The following is a 25816-nucleotide window of genomic DNA, read 5'->3' as shown; positions in this document are numbered from 1 at the left end:
AAGATGATGACAGATAAGTCTCGTGACGACAGCACGGCTTGGTCCCCTTGGATGATGAATCCCTGGAACCTGGGTCAGACCGTCTCCTCGTACCTGGTGGACGCCTGGCAGCGCGCCATTCTGTATGCCGATATCGAGCGTCAGGTCGGGGATCAGTACCAGGCCCAACGCAAAGTTGAGGTGCCGAATGTGCTGAACTTTCCGGCTGAACTGGTCATGTCGGGTCTGAGTCTTCCCCGACCCGTTAACTATCTGATGGTGCGCATTCTGGCACCGGAAGATCAGCCTACCGATCCCGGCAAACGTCCTTTCCTGGTGGTAGACCCCAGGGCAGGGCACGGACCGGGGATCGGTGGCTTCAAGTCCGACAGTGAAATCGGTGCTGCGCTGCAAGCCGGGCACCCTTGTTACTTTGTTGGCTTTCTACCGGACCCCGTCCCCGGCCAGACCGTCGAGGATGTGATGCGTGCCCATGCTGCCTTTGTCAGCAAAGCGGCAGAGCTGCATCCGGAAAGTCAGGGCAAGCCGGTGGTGATTGGCAATTGTCAGGCGGGCTGGCAGGTCATGATGGCCGCCGCCGTCTGGCCGGAGCTGTTTGGCCCGCTGATTCTGGCTGGTGCACCTGTGTCTTACTGGGCTGGTCGCAACCCCATGCGTTATGCCGGTGGTTTGCTGGGCGGCAGCTGGTTGACTGCCATGACCAGCGACCTGGGCAATGGCCGTTTTGACGGCGCGTGGCTGGTCAAGAATTTCGAGAATCTGGACCCGGCCAATACCTTGTGGACCAAGCAGTACAACGTGTATGCCAAGGCGGACACCGAGGCCGAACGCTATATCGGCTTCGAGAAGTACTGGGGTGGTTATGTATTCCTGAACGATGTAGAAATGCAGTACATCGTGGACAATCTGTTTATCGGCAACAAGTTGTCTACGGCTCAGTTGATGACCTCGGACGGTATCCGCATCGACCTGCGCAATATCCGCTCGCCTATTGTGGTGTTCAGCTCCTTTGGCGACAACATCACGCCGCCTGCACAGGCTTTGGGCTGGATCACCGATCTGTATCTGGACGACGATGATGTACGCAGTCACGACCAGACCATTGTGTTCACAACCCATGATCGTATCGGGCACTTGGGTATTTTTGTGTCCGGCAGTGTGGGCAGCAAAGAGCACCGTAAGTTTGCCAGCACCATTGATCAAATTGATCTGCTGCCTGCTGGCATTTATCGGGCCACGGTTGAAGAAACACCTGATGACGACACCTTGCTGAATGACCCGTATTTGATGTCGGTGCGTCAAAGCAGCCTGGCTGAAATTACGGAGATTGTGCAGCCTGATCCCGAGTCTGATCGCCGCTTTGCTGCCGCTGCTCGTCTGTCGGAGATCAATCTGGCTTTTTACAAGAGCACCTTGCAGCCTTGGGTAAAAGCTTTGTCTACGCCTTATACCGCCGCGCTGCTGGAAGCATTGCATCCCATGCGCTTGTCTTACGAGTCCTGGACCAGCGCCCACCCCTGGGCCGCCACGATTCACCAATGGGCCGAGAATATCGCGCAGCAGCGCCAGACTGTGGACGAAGATAATCTGTTCCTGGAAGCGCAGGAGAATTTCTCCCAGGCCATGGAACGGGCCTTGAATAATTACCGTGACCGTCGCGACAGCATCTACCAGATCTGGTTCGACACGGTATACGGCTCGCCCTTGCTGATGGCGCTGGCGGGCCACGCTCCGGGGGATTCTGCGCCGGCACGCCCGCATCCTGGCAGCTCCCCCGAGCATCTGGCTTTTGTGCGTCAGCAAATGCACAGACTGGACGGTTTGTTGAACGAAGGCGGTTTGCTGGAGGCAGCACTGCGCGGTTTGTTCCATATTGCCAAGCAGCGCAACAGCGTGGACGAGCGTTATCACCATGCCGCCATGCGCTTGCGCGAGCAGTACGATGCTGGCAAGTTTGATATTGAAAAAATGCGCGCTGCGATTCGCGAGCAGGCCTTGGTGCTGGCGCATCATGGTCATAAAGCTGTGGAAGCGATTCCGCACTTGTTGAGCAAACATACGCCAGAGGAAATCCGTCTGGTGGCGTCCCTGATCAAGAAACTGATCAGCGCCATTGATGAGCAGGATGCGGCTCCCGAGGCCGTGGTCAAGGCGTCGGAAGAAGTGTTGGGCTTGTTCGAGGCGGCCGCCAAACAGCAGGAGCAGGGCGGGAAGTCGAGCAGTGCAGACACCCAGCCCGTTGCTAAAACAGCAAGCAAGGTTGCAACGAAAGCCGCTGTTAAAACGACGCCAGCAGTGGCTAGTAAGTCGACCGCTCCTGCTTCAGTAAAGCCAACGACGGCCCAGCCGGTAAAGAAAACGGCTGCGAAATCGACGGGTACATCGTCAACAGGCACGAGCGCTAAAACAGCTGCAACAGCGCCAGTGAAACCAGCCGCCAAGCCAGCGACTAAACCGCTTGCCCAAACCACGGCAGGTATTGCAGCTCAAGCGGCAGCCAAGCCCACAGCTGAAAAGCCTGTAACTGACAAGCCTGCTGCTCGTTCCGTGGGTGATACCAAGGTCGGTGCCGCTGCAAAAGTAGAGGCGGCCAAACCCCAGGCCAAGTCTGCAATGAGTTCGTCACCAGCATCCGGGCAGGGCAAGGCTCCCACCAAGCCTGCCAGCACAGGCGCCGCTTCCAGGACTCGTCAGCGCAAGTCTTGAGACTTGGCTTCAGTGAATTTTTGAAGGAGTTTTCAGCATGAAGTATTCATTTTCCGGCCACTCTGTTTTGGTAACGGGCGCTGCCTCGGGTATCGGTGCCGCAACGGCTCGCCTGCTGGCGGCCAATGGCCTGTCGGTTGTTGTGTCGGACGTACAGGCCGACGCAGTTCAAGCCGTGGTCAAGGAAATTGAGCAGGCCGGTGGCAAGGCCGTGGCGAACGTGGCTGATGTTACTCAGCCCGATCAGTTGAAAGCCGCTGTCGATTGCGCCATCGAGCATTTCGGTGCCTTGCACTTTGCCGTCAATAACGCGGGTGTGGGCGGGGATTCCGGCCCGGCAGGCGAGATGGATCTGGACGGCTGGCGTCGTCTGATCGACATCAACCTGAACGGTGTGGCTTATGGCCTTCGTTATCAGATTCCCGCCATTCTGGCCGCAGGCGGGGGCGCTATCGTCAATATGTCGTCCATCATGGGCCTGGTGGCCAACCCCACTTTGCCTGGCTACAACGCCGCCAAACACGGGGTGATTGGCCTGAGCCGTTCTGCTGCGCTGGAATATTCCGCTAAAGGCATACGCATCAACACCATCCATCCCGGTTATGTGGATACCCCGATTCTGTCGGGCTTTGATGATGCTGCCCGTGCAGCGTTGGTAGCCCAACACCCGATTGGGCGTTTGGGCCATGCCGATGAAATTGCCCACGCTATTGCCTTCCTGCTCTCGGAGGGCGCCAGCTTCATGACGGGCGCCTGCATGGTGGCCGATGGGGGTTACACCTCTCGTTAAGTTGGGGGATTACATCGCTGCAAGAACAAAATCAGTATTTTCATTCAAGACTAGCCAGCGAAAATCCGGGCCCCCACTTTGAGCGGGGCCTATTTTTTTAAGGGGTTCCACGATGAAGTATTCATTCTCTGGTCACTCTGCGCTGGTTACCGGCGCTACCTCGGGTATTGGTGCTGCAACAGCCCGCTTGCTGGCTGCGAATGGCTTGTCTGTGGTGGTATCGGGTCGAAATCGAAGTGCGCTGGACGAGGTGGTCAAGGATATTGAAAAAGCCGGTGGCAAGGCCGTTGCGAAAGTAACGGACGTGACTAAGCCAGATCAGGTGAAGGAACTGGTTGATTGCGCCATCGAGAACTTCGGTGCCCTGCATTTTGCGGTGAATAATGCAGGCATTCTGGGTGGTTCCAAGCCCGTTGGCGAGCTGGATCTGGACGATTGGCACAGTCTGATCGATACCAATCTGAATGGTGTGGCTTACGGTTTGCGCTATCAGATTCCGGCAATTTTGGCGGCCGGTGGTGGGGCGGTTGTGAATATGTCGTCCATCATGGGGCTGGTCTCCAATGCGCGCTTGCCCGGTTACAACGCGGCCAAACATGGGGTGGTGGGATTGAGTCGTGCGGCGGCGCTGGAGTATTCCTCCAAGGGCCTACGCATCAATACGATTCACCCCGGCTATGTGGATACGCCCATCCTGTCTGATTATGACGAGGCAGCACGTGCCGATCTGGTGACTCAGCATCCAATTGGTCGCCTGGGGCATTCTGACGAGATTGCTCATACCATCGCCTTTCTGCTCTCGGAAGGGGCCAGCTTCATGACAGGTGCGTGCCTGGTAGCCGATGGGGGCTATACCGCCAGGTAAGCGATCGTGGAGGTGGCTTTGTTGATTTGATGGTTGAAGCCACCCCCGCAGGTTTGTGCTTAAAGAAGTTCTGATGCCTGTGCTCGATTTTTATGCGAATACCGGCATCTTCTTATTTCACGCCAATGGTTTTGATCGTACGAGTCCAGCTCTAGGCTTCATTAACTTTCTGGGGCTGGATATACAGCACGGCCATGATCAACAGTGCCAGGCAGATAATAGCGGACAGAATATTGGTACCACTCCAGCCTGCAAAGCTGAACAGAAAGGCCGGTGCGAACGCCCCCAGTGTGGCGCAGATGGATACACCCAGATCATTCAAGCCCTGTACCTCCAAAAATTGCGGTTTGCCTTCGAGGGATTCCGTCAGCAAGGCGCTGCCACCCACATAAGTGAAGTTCCAGCCTAAGCCCAGAATCAATAGCGAAAGGGTGAGCATCGTGTAGCTGTGACCAACAATATTGACCAGGCTGCTCACGAGCAAAAGCAGGATGCCGGTGATGGCAATGGTTTTCAGGCCAAATTTCTGGATCAGAATGCCGGTAAAGAAAGAAGGGGCGAACATGGCCAGCACATGCCATTGAATCGCGGTGCTGATGTCTGAAAAATGCACATGAAGATGGGACATGTGCATGGACGCCTGAATCATCAGCAAGTTCATGATGCCGTAGCCAATCGCGGCGATGCAGATGGCAATAGCCAGCGTCTTGTTATGCAGCACCAGGCCCAAGGTCTGGCCACGATTGGTTTTCTGGCGCGCCGCAGGCCGAGCTGGCCGCACTTCCTTGATGCACAGATTCAGGATGAAGGAGATCACAGCCAGCAAAGCGAAGGCGGCGTAGCAGGCGGCGAACTCGGGCCCGAAACTGCTGGTTTTCAAACTCCGTATCAGCAAGGGGCCTGTTACGGCGGCAATTACCCCTCCGGCTACCACCAGGGAGATAGCACGCGGTTTGAGCGTGCTGCCAAGTCCGTCGGTAGCGGCAAAGCGGTTGAAGTTGGCAAAGGCAATGTAAATGCCCAGCAAGGCATGCGATGCCACCAGCCAGGAAAACTGTTTCAGTTCGATTGCCCAGTAACCGACCACACCCGAGGCGGCCAAGGGCAGGCTGGCCAGCAAAAAGGATTTTTTCCGGCCTATGGCGGCCATCAGCCTGGAGGCCGGCAGTGTGAACAGCATCACAAACAGGAACTGAAAACCGTAGGGCACGGTGGATAGCCACGGTTCGGGAGCCAGACTGCCACCGACCAGGGCCGCCATGGTGACGGACATGACGGCGGTGGTCAGGTTGATGGATTGGGCCAGGAAATAAAGGTAGGTTCGAAACGGCAGGCGGGTGGCTGTCATGGTGCTACACGGTGATGAAGCTTGGGGTGGAAGGTTGCGCGAATACAAGCCTTGTTGTTGAGAGCAGGGCAATGCAAACACAGCAAATGAAAAGCAGTCGGGACGATTTTGGAGTGTCACGACGCCCTTGTCTCGAACAGTCGGTGTACTATCCTGAAAACTGTTAGTTAATTTTTTCTAACAGTGACTGGAGGCGGGCAGCATGGATTTTTACGAACGTCTGAAGAAAGCCATTCTTCAGGCTGAATGGGCGGTGGGGCAGCAACTGCCTTCCATTCGCAAGATGATGGCGACAGAGAACTTGAGCCATCACACCGTGGTTAGTGCTTACACCCGTCTGGTTGGCGAGGGGATGCTGGAGGCTTTGCAAGGTCGCGGTTATTTTGTGGCGCGCTGGTCGGGTTTGGGGGAGCATTTGCCCTTGTCCCCGTCCGAGGTGACGACGGACCCCTTGCTCAAAATCTTGCAGGCCAAGCCCGAGCAGTGCAAGTTGGGCTGCGGTTGGTTGCCTGTTCCTTGGCGGGACACGGATGCCTTGGCCAAGGCCATACGCAAGACGGCGCGTTCGGGGCGCAGTGGTCTGGTGGAGTATGGCGATATTCAGGGCTATCTGCCTTTGCGCAAGCAACTGTCCATGTTGCTGCGGCAATCGACCTTGATCGAGGTCTCTCCTCAGCAGATTGTGACGACTCTGGGGGCGACTCAAGCGCTGGATCTGATTGCGCGGACTGTGATTGTTCCGGGCGACCATGTTTTGGTGGATGAACCCTGTAATGGCAATTTGATCAAGTTGATTCGCTTGTGTGGTGGCGTGCCGATCGGGGTGCCGCGTCTGGCGGATGGGCCGGATGTAGGGGCTTTGGCGCAGATCTTGGGCAGGCACAAGGTGCGGGCTTTTTTCTGCAATAGCACCTTTCATAATCCGACCGGGGCGGGTTTGAGTCCCAAGGTGGCCTTTGCCGTGGTCAAGCTGGCGGTGGAGCACGATTTCCTGATTGTTGAGGATGATGTGTACGGGGACTTTTTCCCTGGCGTGCGGCAGACGTTTGCGGGGCTGGGGGATTTGGAGCATGTGGTTTATATAGGCAGTTTTTCCAAGTCCTTGTCGGCCTCCTTGCGGATTGGCTATATCGCCTGCGGGTTGCAGTTGCTGGAGCCCTTGATTCGGCTAAAGCTCTTGACCAGTGTGGCTGTGCCGGGATTTTGCGAGCGTTTCGTCAATACGATTCTGGCGGATGGCACGTATGCGAAACATACGCAGGCGATTCAGCGGCAATTGATGACGCATCAGCAAATTGCGCAGAAAGCGCTGATGGAATACGGTTGGGTATTTGATGTGCCGGCGCAGGGCGGGATGTTCTTGTGGGTCGGGCATCCGGATATGCCGGATTTGACGGCTTATATAGAGAGGCTGGAGCAGCAGGGGATCTTGCTGATGCCGGGATCGTCGTTTGCGGTAGACAAGGATTTCAAGGACAGGATGCGCTTGAATGTGGCGCATTTGACTCAGGAGGTGATGCCTTGTTTGGGGTGGGTGTAAAAGGTTGCGCTGATTGACTTGGCTTCGTTTTGCTTTGCTCGGTTTAGATTGCTTTCTTGTCTGATACGCCTCGGGCGGGTAGCAGGGGGCTCGTTCTGAAAGACGCCATTCAGGTTCGCCCCAGGGCTGAGCGGCTGAGTCCTTGCCGACGCTGCGCGTCGGTCCCCTTGGCAATTGCAGGATACGGGCGCGCCCTTCACTTGCCCGGTGATGTGTCCCCCGGACACATCACAAGCGTCGGGCGCGAACAGAAGGGCGCTTGCACCCCGTATCCCGCAATCGCCCGCGGCAAGAACTCTGACTCGCCGCTCAGCCCTGGGGCGAACCCGAATGGCTTATTGAAAGAACATAGAGTCCCTCTGTGTTTACGATTTTGATGGCTTTGGCTTTGGCTTTGGCTTTGGCTTTGGCCTGGTTGGGGATTGCTTGTGTTGGTCTTTGTCTTTGCTTGGTTTGGTCGGATGTGGGGTATCGGGCCAGTTCGTGTGGGGTCAAACTGTCTGAGTCCACTTAAGTGACTGAGCAGGCAAGGAGTCGCCTGACGTGTTTGGCGTTCAGCGTGGGATGCTGAAAGATGACGATAGATCAGAGCTGTATTTTTGTTGTTTTCGGTAGCGGGGTCCGAGCTGTAGAGATTGCTTCTTTTCTCCGCTTTTCTAAAGAAAGCCCCTGTCCGCTAACAGCAGACAGGGGCTTGTTCCTGTGGGGCTTGGTTTAGCTTACGGTTTCAGGACGGGGTGGTGTCCTGCCAGTGGTTTCATGTTTTCCACGGCGTAGGCTACGTTCAGAATGCGAGCTTCTTCAAATGCGGGGCCGATGATTTGCAGGCCTACGGGCATGCCTTCGGAGATGCCGGCTGGCACGGTGACGGCGGGCAGGCCGGTCAGGTTGCTGGGGCCGGTAAAGCGGATGCCTTCGTCGATGAAGTCCAGGGTTTTGCCGTTGATGTTGACGGTATCGGTGCCGATATTGGGTACCTGGCAAGGCAGGGTGGGGGCGATGATGACGTCTACGTCGTTGAAGGTGGCGGTAAATTGCTGTTTCAGTGCACGGCGTACTTGCTGGGCTTGCAGGTAGTCGATGCCGCTGAACAGTTCTCCCAGCTCAAACAGGAAGCGGATGTCGCCGCCGAAGTCGTCGGGGCGTTTGATCAGGTCCTGGTGGTGGATGGTGGCAGCTTCGGTCAAGCTGACGGCCAGCTCGGCCCATTCGGAGTAGCGCAGGGCGGGGACTTTCAGCGGGATGATTTTGGCGCCCTGTTTTTCCAGGTCGGCCAGGCGGTCGCGGATTACTTTTTCGATTCCGGCGTCCACGTTCTTGAAGAAGTAGTCTTCGATGATGCCGATGCGCAGTCCTTTAACGTTGTCATTCAGTGCGCTCAGGTAGGAACCGACGGGAACGTTGGCGCATGTGGGGTCGCGGCCATCAAAGCCGGCGATCACTTCCAGCATGGCGGCGGCGTCAGCGACGGTCTTGGACATGGGGCCTACGTGGTCCAGGGTCCAGGCCAGGGGGTAGACGCCGAATTTGCTGACGCGGCCATGGGTGGGTTTCAGGCCGACGATGCCGCATGCGGCCGATGGGATACGGATGGAACCGGCCGTGTCGGTGCCCAGGGTGTTGTAGGAGCTGTGGGAGGCCACCGCTGCACCCGATCCACCGCTGGAGCCACCGGGGACGCGGTCGGCATTCCAGGGATTATGGACGGCGCCAAAGTGTGGGTTGTTGTTGTCGATACCCCAGGCGTATTCGTGCATGTTCAGCTTGCCGGTGAAGATCACCCCGGCATCGCGCAGCTTGGTAGCCACGGTGGCGTCATCTTTGGAGACAAAGTCCTTGTGGATTTTGGAGGCCATGGTGGTGACCTCGTTCGCAAAGTAAATATTGTCTTTCAGGGCCAGCGGAACACCGTGGAAAACGCCTTTGTACTTTCCGGCCATGATGTCCTGTTCCGCTTGTTTGGCGCTTTTGCGGGCCTGCTCAGCGGTAACAGAAATGTAGGCGTTGGTTTGCTTGTTGGATTGCTCGATGTAGCTCAGCAGGTTGTCGGTCACTTCAACGGGGGAGACGGCTTTGCTGCGCAGCTTGTCGGCCAGATCGATGACGCTCAGTTCAAGCAGGTCTTTATTCATGGTGGTCGCCTCCGGCCAGGTGTTTGATTGCTACGTCGGCATCGTCAATGGCGATGCCTTCCAGATTGCCTTTCATGGCCTGGATTTCGCGCCATTTGACTTCCAGGTTCTCCAGGTGCTCGGGGCTGGGATGTATCCCTTTCGCCGCCAAGGCGTCTTTCACACTTACCGTCATTTGTCTTCTCCTTGTGGTGGTCATAAAACAGGCATGCATAAATCGCGCGCACAAAAAAAGCCCCACCCCTGGTGACAGGGAGTGAGGCTTTATTGCCTGCATGTCGCTGGCAACTTTGGCAGCGCATGCATCTGTTTTGGCAGACAAAGTTGTCTGCCTAATTAATCTACAAAATATGCCTTCTGAAAAATACTAGGGTTTTCCAGCGCTTGGGATGACGGCAGTGCACACAGGCTTGGCGGGCCTTTGGCCGCGGACCGAGCCTCCATGTTTACCCTGCATGGATGGTTTGCCAGCAGGTTTTTCGGATTATTCCTAGACCTGCACGGCGCCCGGAATCTTACGATTTGAAACATCGTTTACCGGCTTCACCGCCCAGTACGTACGTCTTCCTAATAAAATCGAGGCAGACATCAGGCCAGGAACTTTGGAGGCCGCTGCCACTTTTGTCATCCTGTACCCCTGATTCCAGGGAATAAAAAAGGAGCCAGTCTGGCTCCCTTTTTTACTGGTTGGCTGGACTTTCCTGCCAGCGCAAATAGGCATTGCGGGTCTGGGCAGAAACGGATTCCAGTACCTTTTGATGTGTCACTTTATGGCGCGCCAGTAAACGAGTATCCGCCACCGTGCGGGACTTGCAGAACCAATGGCAGCTGTGTTGAAACAGGTACAGCTCTGCGGACAGATGAAAGGCCCGGCTCTTGGGGTCCAGTTGCTGCGGGTTGTCCACCATATGGCGTAGCCCGCCGGCATGAATTTGCAAGAGCTGGCGGAAATCCCGTGTCATTGACGGGATGATACGTTCTGCGTAGGGCACACAGAAGGGCAGCATGCCCACTCGGGTGCTTTCAGCCGGTTCCTTTTGCAGCAGATCGGCCAGGGATTGAATCTGCGTGGCGACTGCGTTTTCGGTCTGGGCAAACATCTTCAGCACCTGCAGTTGGCGTGAAGGGTCCTGCTCGCCAATCGCGCGGGTATAGCCTTCTGTCAGCGTTTCCATATGGCGTTCCAGCTGGAAGCTGCTCAAGTGGCGACCCAGCAAGATAATGCGCCCGCGCTGATATCGTGCTCGCACAAAGTGCAAGGCAATGGCGGCGGCCAGAAGAAGTAGTACTGTGTCCATCGTCCGTGTTTCCGTACAGGGCCAGGCATTTTATTGTTTTCCGCTGCAGCGTCATGCCTGACCATAAAAAATCGGCTGCGAAATAGCAGCCGGCCATTGTATCCCGTCATTCTTTATTCTTGTTTTCATTCTCATTGAGGATTTCTAGCGTAATGGATGAGATACGCAGGGTTGGGCTTGCTGAAAACAGCAGATGACAACAGACAAGCACAGACGCGCCGAGAGGCGCGTCTGTGCTTATGCACTTGCTCTTGGCGTATTAGTGAGCAAGCAGGGCAAGGGGCATCGTGTGTGAGCGGACTGGAAGGCCGATCCGCACAATGGCTTGCGTTCAGGCCTTCGTCGCAACTGGCAAGCCTGGGCGGTCTGATGATTGTATTTGTCCTTGATGGATCTGACGCACCACCAGCAGCATGCACAAGGCCGAAACAACGATGCAGGGAATAGCCGAACTGATGACGCCCGCGGCCCCGTATCCCTGGCTGAGCAACATACCTGCAATGGTTGGGCCCAGAGTCGCGCCAATGCGGCCAACGGCTGCGGCTGTGCCAACGCCAGTGGCGCGTACGGCCGTGGGGTAAACAATACCGCCAAAGGCATACAACACACCCTGGCAACCGATCACAAATGCACCCGTCAGGGCTGCGGCCCAATACATCTGCTCCAGGCCCGCCGCGCCGTTCAGGCTTAACAAGCCAGCCAGAATACCGCCGTACATCAGCGCAATGACCAGGGCCTTCTTCCAGCGGTCTGTCAGATAGCCCAGCAAGACGGTGCCCACGGTTGCGCTGACCATGAACCAGAATTGCGCAGTGCTGCCTTGCTTGCGGCTAAAGCCCAGTTCCTGGAACAGGGACGGCAACCAGCTCAGCATCAGATACACCACCATCAGCGTGAAGAAGTAGCTGACCCACAAGAGCAGGGTACGGGTGGCCAAACCATTTCTGAACAGATCCTGGAAGCGTCCCTGGACGATGGTCCGGCTCTGGCGTGCCTGCAGAAACTCGCGTGATTCGGGCAAGAACCACACCATGACAGGAATGACGAGCAGGGGCAGCAAGCCGCCCAGGTAGAAGATGTTTTTCCAGTTCTCGCCAAAGTTGGAGGCGGCCACCAGTGACAGGATGGCTGCACCCACAGGCATGCCCGCATACATCATCCCAACGGCGCGTGCCCGATGTTCTGGCTTGACCGACTCGGCGGCTAGAGTGATCAGGTTGGGCATGGCTGCGCCCAGCCCAGCACCAGCCAGAAAGCGCACCATCAACAGAATGGCCAGGCTGTTGACCCAGGCGGTGAACAAGGTAAACAGGGCAAAGATGGCGACCGAGGCAATCAGTACGGCCTTGCGACCGTATTTATCGGCCCAGCGCCCGCCCATCAGTGAACCGGGCAGCAGGCCCAGAATGCCTGCACTTAGAAAATAGCCCTGATAGGTTTTATCCAGTCCAAACTCCGCCGCCACGCCTTTAACGGCAATGCCGGCGGCCTGAATGTCCATGCCTTCGATAACAGCGATCAGAAAGCAGATCGCCACGGTAATGACCGCGTGTCTGCGGCCGTGGGTTTGTGTCATTGCAATGTCTCCTCGGTTGACCGGGACGTTTTTTATTGCTTCTGCGACCTGCCCGCCCCGAATTCAGGGCGCAGAAATCCGCTCACCGCGCGCTAAAGCGGCGGTGAGTCGGGGTAGAGCTTTTTTTGAATTTTTGGAATCAGGCCGTCGCGGCTTGTCGTTGCAGCAAGTCCAGAGCCACGTCCACGATCATGTCTTCCTGGCCGCCCACCATGCGGCGTTTGCCCAGTTCGACCAGAATGTCCACGGTTTTCAGACCGTATTTCTGGGCGGCCACTTCGCTGTGACGCAAGAAGCTGCTGTAGACGCCTGCATAGCCCAGGGCCAGGGTTTCGCGGTCTACGCGCACCGGGCGATCCTGCAAGGGGCGCACAATATCGTCCGCTGCATCCATCAGGGTGTACAGATCCGTGCCATGGTTCCAGCCCATGCGTGCGGCGGCAGCAATAAACACTTCCAGCGGAGCATTGCCGGCTCCAGCACCCATGCCCGACAGGCTGGCATCGATGCGGTCGCAGCCTTCTTCCACGGCCACAATGCTGTTGGCTACACCCAGGGATAGGTTGTGGTGGGCGTGAATGCCGGTTTCGGTTTCGGGCTTGAGCACATCCTTGAAGGCGCGGAAACGGTCGCGCACATCATTCATGTTCAAGGCCCCGCCCGAGTCGACCACATAGCAGCAGGTCGCCCCGTAGCTTTCCATCAGCTTGGCTTGTTCAGCCAAATGTTGAGGCGTGGTCATGTGGCTCATCATCAGAAAGCCCACCGTATCCATGCCCAGATTGCGGGCATATTCGATGTACTGCTTGCTGACGTCGGCCTCGGTACAGTGCGTGGCCACCCGCACAATGCGGGCACCGGCGTCATAAGCGGCTTTCAGATCGTGGATGGTGCCAATGCCTGGCAGCAGCAAGGTGGCAATCCTGGCATGGGTAATGACCGAGGCCACGGCCTCAATCCATTCAAGATCGGTGTGTGCGCCAAAACCGTAGTTGAAGCTGGAGCCACACAGCCCGTCGCCGTGGGCCACCTCGATGGAATCGACCTTGGCCTGATCCAGGGCACGGGCAATATCCATGGCGTTTTGCAGGCTGTATTGATGACGTACCGCGTGGCTGCCGTCGCGCAGGGTCACGTCGGAAATAAAGAGCTTCTTGTTGGGATCGTGTGCCATTGTGATGTCCTTGCGTGTCATGCGGTTTGCGTCAGCAGGCGGGTTTGGGCCAGACGCTCGGCGCAGGCCAGCGCGGCACTGGTCATGATGTCCAGGTTGCCAGCATAGGCAGGCAGATAGTGTGCGGCGCCTTCCACCTCGATGAACACCGAAGTTTTCAGGCCGGAGCGCCATCCCAGACCGGGCACATTGATGGGCTTGTCCTTGGGGATCACATCGAACTGCACTTTTTGCTTGAGGCGATAGCCGGGCACGTAGGCCTGAACCTTGTCGGCCATGCGCTGGATGGACTGCTCGATTTCCGCTTCCTGGCCCGGATCGCTGAGGGTGTAGACGGTATCGCGCATCAGCAAAGGCGGCTCGGCCGGGTTGAGCACAATGATGGCCTTGCCCACGGTGGCACCGCCTACGACCTGCATGGCTTTGCTGGTGGTCTCAGTAAACTCGTCAATATTGGCGCGGGTGCCCGGACCGGCGGATTTGGACGAGATCGAGGCAATGATCTCGGCATAGTGCACGGGAGTGACCTGCGAGACCGCCGCAATGATAGGGACGGTGGCCTGCCCACCGCAGGTGACCATATTGATGTTGGGCGCGTCCAGATTGTCGTCCAGGTTCACGACCGGGATGGTGTAGGGGCCGATAGCCGCAGGAGTCAGGTCAATGACCTGGATGCCATGCTCTTGCAGGACGGCATTGTGACGGGCGTGGGCACCGGCGCTGGTCGCATCAAACACAATGCGAATGTCCTTGAAGTTGGGCAGCTTCAACAGCCCATCCAGTCCTTCGTGGGTGGTGGGCACGCCCAGGCGGGCCGCACGGGCCAGACCATCAGAGGCCGGGTCGATGCCGACCATTGCGCCCATTTTCAGGTGTTTGCTTTGGCGCATCACCTTGATCATCAGGTCGGTGCCGATATTGCCCGAGCCTATGATGGCGACGGCAATGCCGTTGGGGTTTGTCATGTGTGTTACTCCGTACAAAGAGGACTTAGCCTGCGCTGAAGGTGACGGATACCGAGCCTATGCCTTCGATCACGGCTTCACAGTGATCACCGGGAGCAACGGGTGCCATCGGGCCTAGTGCACCGGTCAGAATCAGATCGCCGGCCCGTAGCGGTTCGCCCAGTTTGGCCATGGTGCGGGCCAGCCAGGCGGCGGCATTAAAGGGGTGGCCCAGGCATTCGGCACCGCTGCCACTGGAGGCCAGTTCCCCATTGCGATGCAGGCTCATGCGGGCATTGCGCAGGTCCAGGCCGTCCAGGCGACGAGCAGGGCCGCCCAGCACGTACAGGCCGCTGGAGGCGTTGTCGGCCACGGTATCCACAAAGCGGATATCCCAGTTGGCAATGCGGCTGCCCACGATCTCCAAAGAGGGCATGACCCAGCCCACTGCTGCGGCGACATCGCCAAAGCTGGTGTCGGCATGGGGCAGGTCGCGCTCCAGTACCAGGGCAATTTCGGCTTCAATCTTGGGTTGCAGGACACGCTCGACAGGGACGGTTTCGCCATCGCCATAGGCCATGTCGGCAAACAGCGCGCCAAAGTCGGGTTGCGACACGCCCAGTTGCTGCTGGACCTTTGGGTTGGTCAGGCCAATCTTGCGGCCTGTCAGGCGACGGCCTTGGGCAAGCCCACGGGCAATATTGATGCGCTGGATGGTGTAGGCCGCCTCGGCATTGTCTTCACCAATCAGGCTGCGAATCGGGTCTATGGCCTGATTGCTGCTCTCGGCCTGGCGCAGACGGCTGGCCAGGGTATCGAGCAGATCGCTGGATGCCTTGTTCATCTCAACGCTCCAGGAAGTCCAGAACCAGCTGGTTGAATTTCTCGGCATGTTCCCACTGCGCCCAGTGACCGCACTGGTTGTAGACATGCAGCTCGGAGTTGGGAATGCCAGCCAGCAGACGCAGGCCGGTATCGAAAGGCACAACCCGGTCCTGACGGCCCCAGATGATCAGGGTAGGGGCGGTAATGCCGGGCAGACGTGGGCTGAAATCGGGGAACTGGCGGGGATTGGCTTCCAGGGACTTCAGGAAGTTTTCCAGGTGGTCCTTGCGGCTGAGCATATTGTTCAGACGGGCTTGCAGCAGCTCTTCGGTCAGCACGCTGGCGTCGAATACGAACACATTGTTAAAGCGCTTCAGGTTTTCCAGCGTGGGTTCGCGGTACAGACCGTTCAGCAGCTTGATGCCTTCGCTGGGCATAGGGGTAAACAGGCTCATGCCACCTGTGCCGCCACCCATCAGGACCAGCTTGGCCACGCGCTCGGGCCAGGTCAGGGCAAAGGCAACCGAGCTATGGCCGCCCATGGAATTGCCCAGCATGTGGATTTTGTCTATGCCCAGTTGGTCAATAATGCTTTTCACCACACGGGCGTTCAGGTCGGAGCGTGAACCGCCGTTGACGATGGAATCGCTCTTGCCCCAGCCAGGACAGTCGATCAGCAGGACGCGGTAACCGGCCTGGGTCAGCGGTTCAATATTGCGATTGAAGTTGGCCCAGCCGGTGGCACCGGGGCCCGAGCCGTGCAGCATGACAACCGTCTGTTCGCCCTGACCCAGATCGTTGTAGTGGATGCGCAGTTCCTTGCCTTCCTCGACCACGGTCGCGAAACGGCTGTAATCAGATTCATTCAGACTCATGACAATCTCCTGATGTTTTGTTGTGGTGGATTTCAGTTCTTGCTGGGATGGGCAGACAAGCCACCAAAACCGGCAATCCACTCGGGAATTTCGCGGTAGTAGCGATGGCCTGCTTCGTACGGGCCATAGGCTGACAGCCCGGCAAAGGCGGCTACCCAGGTTTTGACTTCGTGGGCGCTTCGGCCTGCCAGGGCGGACACGTCGTCGTTGGCGACCTCATCGAGCTGGGCATAGCCCTGCGTTTGCAGCAGATCCAGAAAGTTCTGGTCCCATTCGGGGTTGAGCGGATGCAGAACAGAAGGGTCCTGGGTGAAGGCTCTGCCAGCATCGATCGTGCGTTGTGTGCGGGCGGCACGGGCTTCGGGCGACAGCGTGTAGCCTTCGCCGTCCAGCGAGCGTCGTACGGCATCGGGGGCTTCGGCGTAGACGGGGACGGGAGGTTGATGCGACAAGCCGCCCGAACCGATCCACAGCACGCGCTTGCCAGTGGAGCGGGCCCATTGGCCGATGGCCTCGCCCAGCAAACGGGCGCGCTTGAAGGTTGGCAAGGGCGCGGCAACCGAGTTGATGAAAACCGGAATGACCGGATACTGGTCCAGACTGCCCACCAGGTGCTCCAGCGGGTAGGCGGCACCATGATCCAGCTGCATATCGTGTGAAATGGCCACGTCCACGCCGCTATTGATTACATGGGTGGCGCATTGTGTGGCCAGCTCGAAAGGCACGTCCAGGCGTCCGGCCAGGCTGTCAAAATCACCAATGGCATGTGCGCCCGTGCCGATGCAAAAGCTGGGCATGACGTTGTAGAAAAAACCGTTGAAGTGATCGGGGGTGAACAGCACGATCAGGTCAGGTTTGAATGCCGCAATGCGTTCGCGGGCGGCTTTCTGTACTGCAAAGACCTCGTCCAGTACGTTTTGTGCCGGATCGTGATGCCCCAGCAAAGGCGTGTGTGAAAGACACTCCAGGTGTGCCAGCATGTCAGTCTCCTGATTCTGATTATGGGTGTGCGGGTACCGCTGCTTCGCCAGCCAAGGCAGCGGTTTGGCTGTTTGTTGTCTGCGCGACTTGTTTGGCCAGATTGCGCAGGTTCTGGGCGGTGTCGTTCCATACTTCCAGCGGCAGGACGGCCCGGTGTTCAATCAGCTCTTTAAGCGGGCGCATATCGCGGCCCTGATTGACGGTGATGGCACCGCAAATGGCCCCTTCAGGGTCCAGACCAATCAGGACAAAGGGAGGCGTGTCCAGCTTGCCGCGCAAGATCCAATGGGCAGCGGCCATGTCTCCGGCGAATTGAATGTTCAGATCGCATTGGTCTGTCCAGAACCAGGCCGGGCAGGCTTGGACAGGTTCCTGATTCAGCATGCGGCAAACAGCCATGCAGGCCTGACGGTTGGCGTTCTCCCAGGTCTCCTGTCGTTGCCAGCGGCCATCCAGACCAATTTGCACGGTGGTATCACCGGCGGCATAAATGGCAGGCTGGGAACTGCGGCCGTGCTCATCAATCACAATCGCACCCTGTTCGGTGTGCAGTCCGGCGCTATCGGCCAAACGGGTATCAATGGTCACACCGACACCGTAAATCAGCAGATCACCTTGCAGTTGCTGGCCATTGTTCAGTGTCAGCGCCACTTTCTGTTCTTCGTCCAGGCGGGCCTTGCTGACCTGTGTGCCCAGGTGAAAGCACACGCCGCGAGCTTCATGCACGGTTTGCAGATACTGGCTGAGGACTTCCGGCGCGTTGCGCGACATGATGCGGCTGGCCGGATCGATCAGTTCCACCGTGGCACCCAAAGCGACCAGGCTGGATGCTAGTTCCAGGCCGATGACACCGGCACCGACCACCAGCACATGACTGCCAGGCTTGAGCTGGGCACGGATGCGGTTGGCATCGTCCAGAGTACGCAGAACATGCGATACCGCACCCAGCGCGTCCAGTTCGGGCAAGCGTCGCGCTTGTGCGCCCGTTGCCAGCAAGAGGCTGTCGTAGCGCAGGGTTTCGCCGTTGGACAGCGTGACGCAGCCTTGTTGAGCGTCAATCGCTTCGGCACGGATACCCAATTTCAGGCTGATGTTCTGCTCGCTGTAAAAGCTGGCCGGATGCAGGGTCAGCTGCACATTGTCCGGGTCCAGCAAGGCGTCTTTGGACAGGGGCGGGCGTTCGTAAGGCAGGTGGGGTTCCTCACCGACCAGGGTGATCTGTCCGGCAAAGTCACGGCGGCGCAGTTCAGCGGCAGCCGTGGCACCGGCCTGTCCCCCACCAATAATCACAATATGAGGTGTCTGCATCACAGCTCCAGTCCACCGGCCACATTGCGTATGCCGCGTATTCCCAGCCCCGCGTCGGCATTGATCATGACGCCGGTCAGAGTCTGGTTGTTCTGGCGCGAGGCCAGCAGCACAAAGGGGCCGGTAAATTCTTCAGGTTCGGGAAAGAATTGCAGGGGCAGGATCGCTTTGATGGCATCTGGTGAACGCGAATCCATGATGCGCGTATCTTGCTGCCCCAAGGCTTGCGGGCCTCGCAAATCGGTTTTCATGCCGCAAGGCCCCACGCCGTTGACACGGACTTTAGGCGCCAGCTCAAAAGCCAGTTCGCGAATCAGACCGACCGCGGCATGTTTGCTGGCGGTATAAAGCGGGCCACCGCCTTCGGCGTAAAAGGCCGAATTGCTCAAGGTGAAAATCATGCTGCCGCAGGATTTGACCAGTTCGGCGGCGGCGGCCTTGGCACCGAGCAGATAGCCTTTGACGTTGATGGCAAACAGCTCGTCAAAGCCTTTGTCCAACTGTTCCATGCTGGTATTGATCAGCCTTGCACCATGGTCCCAGACCGCAGCATTGCCAATAAAGCAGTCCAGCTTGCCAAAGCGGGCCACCGTGGCCTTCACGGCGTTCTGGTTGTCGGCTGCGCTGCACACATCACCCTGGATGGCCAGCACCTGGCCGTCGAACTTCTGTTCCAGATCGGCACATTTTTCTGCCGAGCGCTCCAGCACGGCCACGGATGCGCCTTCCTTTAAAAAGCGCTCTACCAATGCCAGACCCAGGCCTGAACCGCCGCCAGTGATCAAGGCGACTTCGTTTTGCAGCCAGCCATTCATGCCTGGGCCTCCAGATCGATATAGACCATGCCTTCGCTGATGATCACCGGATAGGTGCGTAGCGCCTCGGTCGCGGGCTGGCACAGGGCAGCGCCCGTTTTCAGACAGAAACGGGCAGCGTGCAGCGGGCACTCCACGGTGCCGTCGTCCTCGATATAGCCTTCGGACATGGACGCGTTGCCATGAGTGCAACGGTCGTCAGTCGCATAGAAGGTGCCATCAATATTGAACAGGGCAATCTGGCGGTCGGGAGTGTCTATCTTCAGTGCCTCGCCATCGGCCAGGGCACCGGTTTCACATGCGGTAATGCGTGTCATATCAATCAACATCGGAAAGTGAGCAGGGTCAGAACAGAACGCTCAGGTTGTGGGATGTAATGACGACTTGATCCAGAACGATCTCGCGTTCATACAGTTCCCAACCAAAGCGGTTGTCTGCGCGGCGTACATAATCCAGGCGCTTGCCGGCGTACCAGGTCTCGTCCTTTTCTTTCTGGGCGCGGTACAGGATGTAGTTGCTGCGTATCTCGTAACCCTGGCCGTCGGCGGAGGGGCGGATACGCAGGTTGCTGACAAAGTGGCGGGTGCGCGAAGGTGGTTCCTCCGCCCAGGCCATGCCGGTTTCCAGACGAGCAACGCGGCGTTCCAGCTGGAACTTGTTGTCGTTGAAAATCCAGGTGGTCGGCGGTTGTACGCTGCGGCGGCGATCACGAGTTTGCGCATTGCTGGTGCTGCGCATGTGGTAGTGGATGTCCTCGGACAGCAGATCCAGCCAATCGCGAAATTGCCAGTCGTCCAGCAGTTCGGCTTCCATGTACAGGAAGTCGGCAATTTCATGATGCAGCTGCATATCGACGATGGCTGTTTGGGTTGGTTCTTCAATGACGGCGCTCATTTCACCAGCTCCTCTTCGTAGACGCGGCTGCGCTCCAACACTTCATCCCAGGTCTCGGAAACCATCAGGTCGGCCCAGTACTTGTACAGACCGCGAGCGGCTGTTTCGGAGAAAATGTAGTTGGTCACGCCCGGTACGCCGTCGCTGCGCAGACCTTCATTACCCAAGCCCATTTCCATGCACAACTGAGTGCCACGGGCGCGTTTGCCACGCAGGATTTTCTGAATTTCAGCCCAGTTCTCGGAGTCGTCCTGCTCCAGGAAACCGGCGGGGCCGAAGGCGCGGGTGGCGCTGCGTTCAAAGGCGGCCTTCACATCGTCGGGAGCGGCGGCATCGGCAATACAAAATGCCCAGACTTCCACCTGGTTCGGGCCACGTGGATGCCAGACGCGCAGCGTCGCCGTGCCGTTCAGCCAGCTCAGTGTGGGGAACATATTGTTGTGGCCGGCCAGACGCAGGGCACGCACTTCGCCCAGGCGCTCGTGGGCTTCGGCATAGGTGTCGCGAAAGTACTGCGAAACTTCGCCATCTACCCACACGTTGGCATCGGGCTGCTCGGTAAAGAAGAAGCCACTGCCATGGCCGCGTTGGCCATATTGAACAGCGTCCTTGGCGGTTTCCCAGACCGGGCGTGCGGTTTGACCGGCGCCCAGTGCCTTGTCCTCGTCACCGGGCTTCTGGCCCAGCACTTGCACGGCAGACGCGTGCGAGAACAGGGCGTGGTATTGGTCAGACGCGAACTGCTCGGCGGGGAATTTCCAGTTGCATTCAATGGTCCATTTCTGAACACCACCGATGATTTCGGTGCCGCCTTCGCGCCGGTCCAGCACACCGTCCAGGTACCAGGCAATGTCGCCCATGTACTCTTCCAGATCAGGAGCGGTGGCGTCCCAATTGCCAAAGACCAGGCCTTTGTATACTTTGACGCGGGTCACTTCCTGCAGACCCCACTTTTCCTTGCACAAGCCTTGCGGATAGGCGCGCGGTTCCAGCGGTACATCCACCAGATCGCCGTTGGTGCCATAACTCCAGCCGTGGTAGGGACAGGTAAAGGCTTTGGTATTGCCCGAGTCGGCGTAGGACACGCGCATTGAACGGTGTCGGCATTGGTTCAGGAAGGCCTTGATCGAGCCGTCTTTTTGACGGACCACGATAATCGGGTCTTCGCCCATATAGGTATTGAAGAAGTCTCCCGCTTTGGGAATCTGGCTGGTGTGACACAAAAACAGCCAGGTGCGGCCAAAGATGCGTTCCAGCTCCAGCTCATAAATATCCGGGTCGGTGTAAATGGAAGGGGTAACGCGTCCATTACGTGCATCGACCAAGGCTTCGATTTTTTCAGGGTTGATTCCCATCGCTTGCTCCTCGCTATTGCAATGCGTGCTTTTGCAAAACAGGTTTTTGTCGCCAACGGCAAAATGTAGAAGCTTGAAATGAATCCGACCAATACTTGCTTTAGATCGGGTGATCGGCAAACCCGATAAGTCCGCTTTAAAACCCTGGTATGGATAGGGCTTAAGTCTGAAGCCAAGGATTGATGCGGCTTTACAGAGACCTAGGGTTTACGAGAGCTTCAATTGCTGCGCTGCAGCAATGAGAATCGCAGCTGCTTTTGAAGTCTTGGTAGCAGCGACAATAGTGCTTACAAGAACGGCCTTTTCAGGTGAGATACCGCAGGCCCAGCCAGATGCTGTTCGGGTCCGAGCCGGACAGAGGGCGACTAATTTGACAGGAGACAAACTTGGAATTGCGACACTTGCGTTACTTCGTTGCAGTCGCGGAAGAGTTGAATTTCACCCGTGCTGCCGAGCGGCTTTACACCTCTCAACCCTCCCTGAGCGAGCAGATCCGTAATCTGGAGGAAGAGATTGGCTATCCCTTGCTGAACCGAACTCGTCGCAAAGTCGAGCTGACGGAAGCCGGGGCTGTTTTCCTGGATGATGCCCGCGAGATTCTGCAAAAAGTGGACGAGGCGGTGATACGTGCCGGCAAGGCGGCGTCGCAAGCCAGGGAAGTGCTGACAATAGGTTTTGTGCCAGCGGCAGAAGTCCGTATTTTTCCGGCAGTCTTGCCTGCTTTCCGTGCTGCTTTTCCGCAGGTGGATGTGGTGCTGCGCAGTCTGACGTCCAACGAGCAGGAAGGGGCCATGGCTCGAGGGGAACTGGATCTGGGTTTTATGCGCGGTCCGGTGCGGGCGACCAATGTTTGTAGCGAGGTGGTGCTGGATGAGCCCTTGCGGGTTTATCTGCCTAAAGGCCATCGCCTGGAAGCGTATAGCCTGATCCCGCCCGCGCGCTTGAACCGCCTGCCCATGATTGCAGTGGACCGCTCGTACGGCCGTTCCATGCACGATGTGCTGGCTCGCTATCTGGCCCACCACAAGGTAGTGCCCGAGCACACCTATAACTCGGCCAACCCCTTGATGAGCATTAATCTGGTGGCGGCCGGTTTGGGCTACACCTTGCTGCCGACTTATGCGGAATACTTCATGCCCAAGAATGTGGTGTCGCGGCCCTTGATCGGCGGTGGCCCGCGCTGCGAATTGTTGATGGCCTACCCAAGAGAGACCGGCAGCATGAGTGAAGCCGCTGCCAGCCTGATAGAACGCATACGTGAGCTGGCACGCTGGCATGGTTCGGGACCTTCAGCGGCCAGTCATTTGAAACAGGCGCCCAGCAAAATAGCCTGTATGTAGGAAGAACAAGAGTTTCTTGTTTGAACCTGAAGGGCGGACGGAGAAATGACGCTTGTACCAGCTATGTTTGGGCTGGTACAGGCGTGTGGGGTTAGGAGTTGTGGGGAGCAAGCTGCGGTTGCAGTTTGATTCCCAAAGCGTGCATGACTTTCAGAATGGTGCCAAAGCTTGGATTGCCTTCGCCAGACAGGGCTTTGTACAGGCTTTCACGTCCCAAGCCTGTTTCTTTGGCCAGTTGGCTCATGCCTTTAGCGCGAGCAATATTTCCTAATGCTTTTGCAATGAAAGCGGCATCGTCGCCCGCTTCTTCCATGCAGGCTTCCAGGTAGAGCACCATGTCTTCCTCTGTTTGGAGGTATTCGGCACTATCCCATTTGCGTAATTTGATGGTTCCCATGATGATCGCCCCTTATAGTTGCCGCGCGATTTCCAGCGCAGTTTTAATATCTTTATTCTGGGTAGATTTATTGCCATCCGCCAATAAGATCACGATCTCCAGTTCACGTTGTACAAAGTACACACGGTAGCCAGGTCCGTAGTGAATACGCATTTCGGGGACTCCTTCGCCGACAGGCTCGCAGTCTCCAAAGTTGCCATCTTCAGCTCGGTCAATACGAACCTGAATCCGTCTAGCGGCCTGCTTGTCGCGCAGACCGCCAAACCAGTGATCGAAGGTATCGATGGTGTGGATAGTCTTCATGGACTGATCGTATAAAACAGGATACAGTCAGTCAAATACTGCTTGGTATTTACTTATCTTCCACAAAACGCATACGGAAGCGACGGCCCTTGATATTGGCGTTGGCGATGCGGTCAAAGTATTGACGCGCAATCCGGCGGTCCAGGGCTACGTAGGAACGGGCGTCGGTAATCGCAATCTTGCCTACCTGGTCGCCTTTCAGGCCTACATCGCGGGTCAGGGCACCGAGCAGGTCGCCGGGGCGCAGCTTGTCTTTTTTGCCGCCCTGAATTTCCAGCGTCATCATGGGGGCGCGCAGCGGCTCTTTGGATTGAGAGCGCAAGCCTTTCAAGTTGCCCCATTTCACTTCACGGCCCTGAAAGTCTTCAATTAGCTTGACCCAGCGCAGCTCGTTGCGCGAGACCAGATTCAAGGCCAGGCCTTTCTGATCACCACGGCCAACACGGCCTACGCGGTGGATATGCACTTCGCTGTCCTTGGTGACGTCCACGTTGATGACCGCACCCAGGTTCTGGATATCCAGACCACGAGAGGCCACATCAGTCGCCACCAGTACGGCGCAGCTTTGATTGGAAAACTGCACCAGAATTTCGTCGCGATCCCGCTGCTCCAGATCGCCGGTCAATGCCAGAGCCTGGATGCCTTCGGATTGCAGTTCTTCCACTACTTCCTGACAACGCATTTTGGTGTTGCAGAAAATCAGGGTAGAGGTGGGGCGGAAGTGCTCCAGCAGTGTTACCACGGCAGACAAGCGCTGCTCGGGGTGAACTTCGTAAAAAATCTGTTCGATCTGGCTGGCATCGTGCAGCGCTTCCACTTTGACTTCTGCGGGGTTTTTCAGAAAGCGGGCGCTGAGCTTGCGGATGTTTTCCGGGTAGGTGGCCGAAAACAGCAGAGTTTGACGACGGGGTGGGCAGTGCGAGGCAATGGCCACGATGTCGTCGTGAAAGCCCATATCCACCATGCGGTCGGCCTCGTCCAGCACCAGGGTTTTCAGGGCGGACAAGTCCAGATTACCGCGCTCCAGATGATCCTGAATTCGGCCCGGAGTTCCCACCACCACGTGAGCGCCATTGCGCAAGGCTTCTGTTTGTGGGCGCGAGGGCACGCCACCACACAGCGTCAGCATGCGCACGTTAGGAATCTGGCGGGCCAGACGACGCAGCTCGGTGGTGACCTGGTCAGCCAGCTCGCGCGTGGGACAGATCACCAGGGCTTGCGGTGTCAGTTTGCTGGGGTTGAGGGTTTGCAACAGACCCAGGCCAAACGCGGCAGTTTTGCCGCTGCCAGTCTTGGCTTGGGCAATCAGGTCGCGGCCTTGCAGAATCAAGGGCAGGCTCTGTTCCTGAATGGCCGTCATTTTTTCAAAACCCAGGCTATCCAGGGTTTCAAGCAAGGCGGGCAGAAGGGGAAGGGTACTGAAAGAGGTATGGGGCACGATGGGTGACATCAAAAAGGACTGCAAAATAAAGGATTTAGCGACAGTTTACCGGTATCAGGCCTTACGTGATGCACCCAAACGCTCCGAGAGGCGATTAGCCAGCTTGCGCATGGCCTCACCGGCACGGCGCTGAGCTGCTTCATCCGCTTCCTGGGTCAGCAAACTGACGGCCACCCCGGCCACGGCGGCGCGGTTATTGGAATCAAACACGGCGGCTCCAAAGCAGTGCATGCCGTCGCGCACGCCACAGGCATCCACGGAGTACCCCAGGCGCTGCACATCGTTCAGCTCCATCATCAACTCATCCTTGTTGCGTGGACCATGCACGGTGAGCGGCTCGGGCCAGGGATGGTTCAAGGCCTGCTCCAGCTCCGATCCCGGCAAGGTGCTGAGCATGGCCTTGCCCGTTGCCGTATAGACCGCTGGCAAACGCATCCCGGCGCGAAACGTGAAACCCAGTGGGCGCGTTCCGTTGCGGCAGGCTATGTAGACCACATCCTCACCATCCAGAATGGACAGGGTAATGGTCTCTTCAGGCAGGACGCGCATATCGTCCCAGGCCGCAAAGAACTCTTGTGTCAGGTCCAGTTGGGACAGGAAGGCATTGGCCCAACCCATCACGTGTGTGCCCAGGGTGAAACTGCCATTTTCCAGCTTACGAATCAGGTGCAGATCCAGCAAGGTGGTGCACAGACCATAGAGGGAGCTTTTGGGCATGCCCAGGCGTTTGACCAGGTCCGTAAATGACAGGGGCTCCGGTGAGGCCGCCAATTCGTCCAGTACGGTGACTGCACGTACTACAGCCGGAACCAGTTTCTTCTCTTCCACTACGACTAACTCCATAACAACACACAGGAAGTCCATAAGCCCCGGGGGGCTGAACTCTGGAAACAGGGGTAAGGGTCCGTC

24 protein-coding genes are annotated in these 25816 nt (G+C 57.6%); 5 read left to right on the top strand and 19 right to left on the bottom strand.

Features of this window, described 5'->3' with window-relative positions:
* Nucleotides 1-6 precede the first annotated feature (6 nt).
* The 3 genes from CPY64_RS12710 (at nucleotide 7) to CPY64_RS12700 (ending at nucleotide 4361) form a co-directional block, all read left to right on the top strand.
* A complete protein-coding gene (locus CPY64_RS12710; protein WP_410171130.1) occupies nucleotides 7-2706 on the top strand; it encodes a DUF3141 domain-containing protein in 2700 nt (899 codons plus the stop codon).
* Between the two features lie 37 nt (nucleotides 2707-2743).
* Nucleotides 2744-3496 (top strand): SDR family NAD(P)-dependent oxidoreductase, encoded by a 753-nt coding sequence (locus tag CPY64_RS12705; RefSeq protein WP_042487196.1) that lies wholly within the window; start codon nucleotides 2744-2746, stop codon nucleotides 3494-3496.
* Between the two features lie 112 nt (nucleotides 3497-3608).
* Entirely contained in the window at nucleotides 3609-4361 is a 753-nt protein-coding gene (locus CPY64_RS12700; RefSeq protein WP_042487199.1) for an SDR family NAD(P)-dependent oxidoreductase, read from the top strand.
* A gap of 151 nt (nucleotides 4362-4512) precedes the next feature.
* Here the strand turns inward: CPY64_RS12700 and CPY64_RS12695 are convergent, their stop codons facing one another.
* Nucleotides 4513-5709 carry an MFS transporter gene (locus CPY64_RS12695; protein WP_042487201.1) on the bottom strand — a complete coding sequence of 399 codons (1197 nt, stop codon included), beginning with the start codon at nucleotides 5707-5709 and terminating at the stop codon, nucleotides 4513-4515.
* Nucleotides 5710-5911: 202 nt separating this feature from the next.
* On the opposite strand from CPY64_RS12695, the gene CPY64_RS12690 reads away from it, so the two are divergent.
* Nucleotides 5912-7249, top strand: coding sequence for an aminotransferase-like domain-containing protein (locus CPY64_RS12690; protein ID WP_042487204.1), 1338 nt, complete (start codon nucleotides 5912-5914; stop codon nucleotides 7247-7249).
* Between the two features lie 719 nt (nucleotides 7250-7968).
* Here CPY64_RS12690 and CPY64_RS12685 read toward each other — a convergent pair.
* The 14 genes from CPY64_RS12685 to hcaE all read right to left on the bottom strand — a co-directional run bounded on the left by CPY64_RS12685 (nucleotide 7969) and on the right by hcaE (nucleotide 21426).
* Nucleotides 7969-9381, bottom strand: coding sequence for an amidase (locus tag CPY64_RS12685; protein WP_042487207.1), 1413 nt, complete (start codon nucleotides 9379-9381; stop codon nucleotides 7969-7971).
* Nucleotides 9374-9556, bottom strand: coding sequence for a hypothetical protein (locus tag CPY64_RS12680; protein WP_042487209.1), 183 nt, complete (start codon nucleotides 9554-9556; stop codon nucleotides 9374-9376). Before CPY64_RS12680 ends, CPY64_RS12685 begins: the two co-directional genes overlap by 8 nt.
* A 505-nt stretch (nucleotides 9557-10061) precedes the next feature.
* A complete protein-coding gene (locus tag CPY64_RS12675; RefSeq protein WP_042487212.1) occupies nucleotides 10062-10679 on the bottom strand; it encodes a hypothetical protein in 618 nt (205 codons plus the stop codon).
* Nucleotides 10680-11010: 331 nt separating this feature from the next.
* A complete protein-coding gene (gene mhpT, locus CPY64_RS12670) occupies nucleotides 11011-12255 on the bottom strand; it encodes a 3-(3-hydroxy-phenyl)propionate transporter MhpT (protein WP_042487215.1) in 1245 nt (414 codons plus the stop codon).
* Between the two features lie 139 nt (nucleotides 12256-12394).
* Entirely contained in the window at nucleotides 12395-13429 is a 1035-nt protein-coding gene (gene dmpG, locus CPY64_RS12665) for a 4-hydroxy-2-oxovalerate aldolase (RefSeq protein ID WP_042487218.1), read from the bottom strand.
* A 17-nt stretch (nucleotides 13430-13446) separates the two neighbouring features.
* A complete protein-coding gene (locus CPY64_RS12660) occupies nucleotides 13447-14394 on the bottom strand; it encodes an acetaldehyde dehydrogenase (acetylating) (RefSeq protein WP_042487221.1) in 948 nt (315 codons plus the stop codon).
* A gap of 25 nt (nucleotides 14395-14419) precedes the next feature.
* A complete protein-coding gene (gene mhpD, locus CPY64_RS12655; protein WP_042487224.1) occupies nucleotides 14420-15217 on the bottom strand; it encodes a 2-keto-4-pentenoate hydratase in 798 nt (265 codons plus the stop codon).
* A 1-nt stretch (nucleotide 15218) separates the two neighbouring features.
* Nucleotides 15219-16073, bottom strand: a complete 855-nt coding sequence (locus CPY64_RS12650; RefSeq protein WP_042487227.1) for an alpha/beta fold hydrolase — start codon at nucleotides 16071-16073, stop codon at nucleotides 15219-15221.
* Between the two features lie 32 nt (nucleotides 16074-16105).
* Entirely contained in the window at nucleotides 16106-17053 is a 948-nt protein-coding gene (locus CPY64_RS12645) for a 3-carboxyethylcatechol 2,3-dioxygenase (protein WP_042487230.1), read from the bottom strand.
* A gap of 19 nt (nucleotides 17054-17072) precedes the next feature.
* Nucleotides 17073-18362 carry a 3-phenylpropionate/cinnamic acid dioxygenase ferredoxin--NAD(+) reductase subunit gene (hcaD, locus tag CPY64_RS12640; RefSeq protein WP_042487231.1) on the bottom strand — a complete coding sequence of 430 codons (1290 nt, stop codon included), beginning with the start codon at nucleotides 18360-18362 and terminating at the stop codon, nucleotides 17073-17075.
* Entirely contained in the window at nucleotides 18362-19177 is an 816-nt protein-coding gene (gene hcaB / locus CPY64_RS12635; RefSeq protein ID WP_042487233.1) for a 3-phenylpropionate-dihydrodiol/cinnamic acid-dihydrodiol dehydrogenase, read from the bottom strand. The genes hcaD and hcaB overlap by 1 nt, the downstream gene beginning before the upstream one ends.
* On the bottom strand, nucleotides 19174-19494 hold the full coding sequence (gene hcaC, locus CPY64_RS12630; RefSeq protein WP_026484793.1) for a 3-phenylpropionate/cinnamic acid dioxygenase ferredoxin subunit: 321 nt from the start codon (nucleotides 19492-19494) through the stop codon (nucleotides 19174-19176). Before hcaC ends, hcaB begins: the two co-directional genes overlap by 4 nt.
* Before the next feature lie 28 nt (nucleotides 19495-19522).
* On the bottom strand, nucleotides 19523-20071 hold the full coding sequence (hcaF, locus tag CPY64_RS12625) for a 3-phenylpropionate/cinnamic acid dioxygenase subunit beta (protein ID WP_042487236.1): 549 nt from the start codon (nucleotides 20069-20071) through the stop codon (nucleotides 19523-19525).
* On the bottom strand, nucleotides 20068-21426 hold the full coding sequence (gene hcaE, locus CPY64_RS12620; protein ID WP_042487239.1) for a 3-phenylpropionate/cinnamic acid dioxygenase subunit alpha: 1359 nt from the start codon (nucleotides 21424-21426) through the stop codon (nucleotides 20068-20070). The genes hcaF and hcaE overlap by 4 nt, the downstream gene beginning before the upstream one ends.
* Before the next feature lie 386 nt (nucleotides 21427-21812).
* On the opposite strand from hcaE, the gene CPY64_RS12615 reads away from it, so the two are divergent.
* Nucleotides 21813-22766: a LysR substrate-binding domain-containing protein gene (locus tag CPY64_RS12615; RefSeq protein ID WP_042487243.1), complete on the top strand. Its 954-nt coding sequence runs from the start codon at nucleotides 21813-21815 to the stop codon at nucleotides 22764-22766.
* Nucleotides 22767-22857: 91 nt separating this feature from the next.
* Here CPY64_RS12615 and CPY64_RS12610 read toward each other — a convergent pair whose 3' ends face one another.
* From CPY64_RS12610 to CPY64_RS12595, 4 genes are read right to left on the bottom strand one after another with little or no spacing between them, the layout of a single operon-like run.
* Complete coding sequence (locus CPY64_RS12610; RefSeq protein WP_042487247.1) at nucleotides 22858-23163, bottom strand: addiction module antidote protein; 306 nt, start codon at nucleotides 23161-23163, stop codon at nucleotides 22858-22860.
* A gap of 12 nt (nucleotides 23164-23175) precedes the next feature.
* A complete protein-coding gene (locus tag CPY64_RS12605; protein WP_042487248.1) occupies nucleotides 23176-23466 on the bottom strand; it encodes a type II toxin-antitoxin system RelE/ParE family toxin in 291 nt (96 codons plus the stop codon).
* 49 nt (nucleotides 23467-23515) lie between these two features.
* Nucleotides 23516-24916, bottom strand: a complete 1401-nt coding sequence (gene dbpA, locus CPY64_RS12600; protein ID WP_042487328.1) for an ATP-dependent RNA helicase DbpA — start codon at nucleotides 24914-24916, stop codon at nucleotides 23516-23518.
* Nucleotides 24917-24961: 45 nt separating this feature from the next.
* Nucleotides 24962-25735 carry an IclR family transcriptional regulator gene (locus CPY64_RS12595; RefSeq protein WP_042487251.1) on the bottom strand — a complete coding sequence of 258 codons (774 nt, stop codon included), beginning with the start codon at nucleotides 25733-25735 and terminating at the stop codon, nucleotides 24962-24964.
* Nucleotides 25736-25816: the final 81 nt, after the last annotated feature.

The sequence above is a fragment of the Alcaligenes faecalis genome (genome assembly GCF_002443155.1).
In the GTDB taxonomy this organism is placed as follows: Bacteria; Pseudomonadota; Gammaproteobacteria; order Burkholderiales; family Burkholderiaceae_B; genus Alcaligenes; species Alcaligenes faecalis.
This window is presented reverse-complemented; position numbering and strand designations above follow the sequence as displayed.

Bases quoted from the DNA above. Each gene is read 5' to 3' on its own strand.
- CPY64_RS12710 (WP_410171130.1), top strand. From the start codon at position 7: ATGACAGATAAGTCTCGTGACGACAGCACGGCTTGGTCCCCTTGGATG.
- CPY64_RS12705 (WP_042487196.1), top strand. From the start codon at position 2,744: ATGAAGTATTCATTTTCCGGCCACTCTGTTTTGGTAACGGGCGCTGCC.
- CPY64_RS12700 (WP_042487199.1), top strand. From the start codon at position 3,609: ATGAAGTATTCATTCTCTGGTCACTCTGCGCTGGTTACCGGCGCTACC.
- CPY64_RS12695 (WP_042487201.1), bottom strand. From the start codon at position 5,709: ATGACAGCCACCCGCCTGCCGTTTCGAACCTACCTTTATTTCCTGGCC.
- CPY64_RS12690 (WP_042487204.1), top strand. From the start codon at position 5,912: ATGGATTTTTACGAACGTCTGAAGAAAGCCATTCTTCAGGCTGAATGG.
- CPY64_RS12685 (WP_042487207.1), bottom strand. From the start codon at position 9,381: ATGAATAAAGACCTGCTTGAACTGAGCGTCATCGATCTGGCCGACAAG.
- CPY64_RS12680 (WP_042487209.1), bottom strand. From the start codon at position 9,556: ATGACGGTAAGTGTGAAAGACGCCTTGGCGGCGAAAGGGATACATCCC.
- CPY64_RS12675 (WP_042487212.1), bottom strand. From the start codon at position 10,679: ATGGACACAGTACTACTTCTTCTGGCCGCCGCCATTGCCTTGCACTTT.
- mhpT (WP_042487215.1), bottom strand. From the start codon at position 12,255: ATGACACAAACCCACGGCCGCAGACACGCGGTCATTACCGTGGCGATC.
- dmpG (WP_042487218.1), bottom strand. From the start codon at position 13,429: ATGGCACACGATCCCAACAAGAAGCTCTTTATTTCCGACGTGACCCTG.
- CPY64_RS12660 (WP_042487221.1), bottom strand. From the start codon at position 14,394: ATGACAAACCCCAACGGCATTGCCGTCGCCATCATAGGCTCGGGCAAT.
- mhpD (WP_042487224.1), bottom strand. From the start codon at position 15,217: ATGAACAAGGCATCCAGCGATCTGCTCGATACCCTGGCCAGCCGTCTG.
- CPY64_RS12650 (WP_042487227.1), bottom strand. From the start codon at position 16,073: ATGAGTCTGAATGAATCTGATTACAGCCGTTTCGCGACCGTGGTCGAG.
- CPY64_RS12645 (WP_042487230.1), bottom strand. From the start codon at position 17,053: ATGCTGGCACACCTGGAGTGTCTTTCACACACGCCTTTGCTGGGGCAT.
- hcaD (WP_042487231.1), bottom strand. From the start codon at position 18,362: ATGCAGACACCTCATATTGTGATTATTGGTGGGGGACAGGCCGGTGCC.
- hcaB (WP_042487233.1), bottom strand. From the start codon at position 19,177: ATGAATGGCTGGCTGCAAAACGAAGTCGCCTTGATCACTGGCGGCGGT.
- hcaC (WP_026484793.1), bottom strand. From the start codon at position 19,494: ATGACACGCATTACCGCATGTGAAACCGGTGCCCTGGCCGATGGCGAG.
- hcaF (WP_042487236.1), bottom strand. From the start codon at position 20,071: ATGAGCGCCGTCATTGAAGAACCAACCCAAACAGCCATCGTCGATATG.
- hcaE (WP_042487239.1), bottom strand. From the start codon at position 21,426: ATGGGAATCAACCCTGAAAAAATCGAAGCCTTGGTCGATGCACGTAAT.
- CPY64_RS12610 (WP_042487247.1), bottom strand. From the start codon at position 23,163: ATGGGAACCATCAAATTACGCAAATGGGATAGTGCCGAATACCTCCAA.
- CPY64_RS12605 (WP_042487248.1), bottom strand. From the start codon at position 23,466: ATGAAGACTATCCACACCATCGATACCTTCGATCACTGGTTTGGCGGT.
- dbpA (WP_042487328.1), bottom strand. From the start codon at position 24,916: ATGTCACCCATCGTGCCCCATACCTCTTTCAGTACCCTTCCCCTTCTG.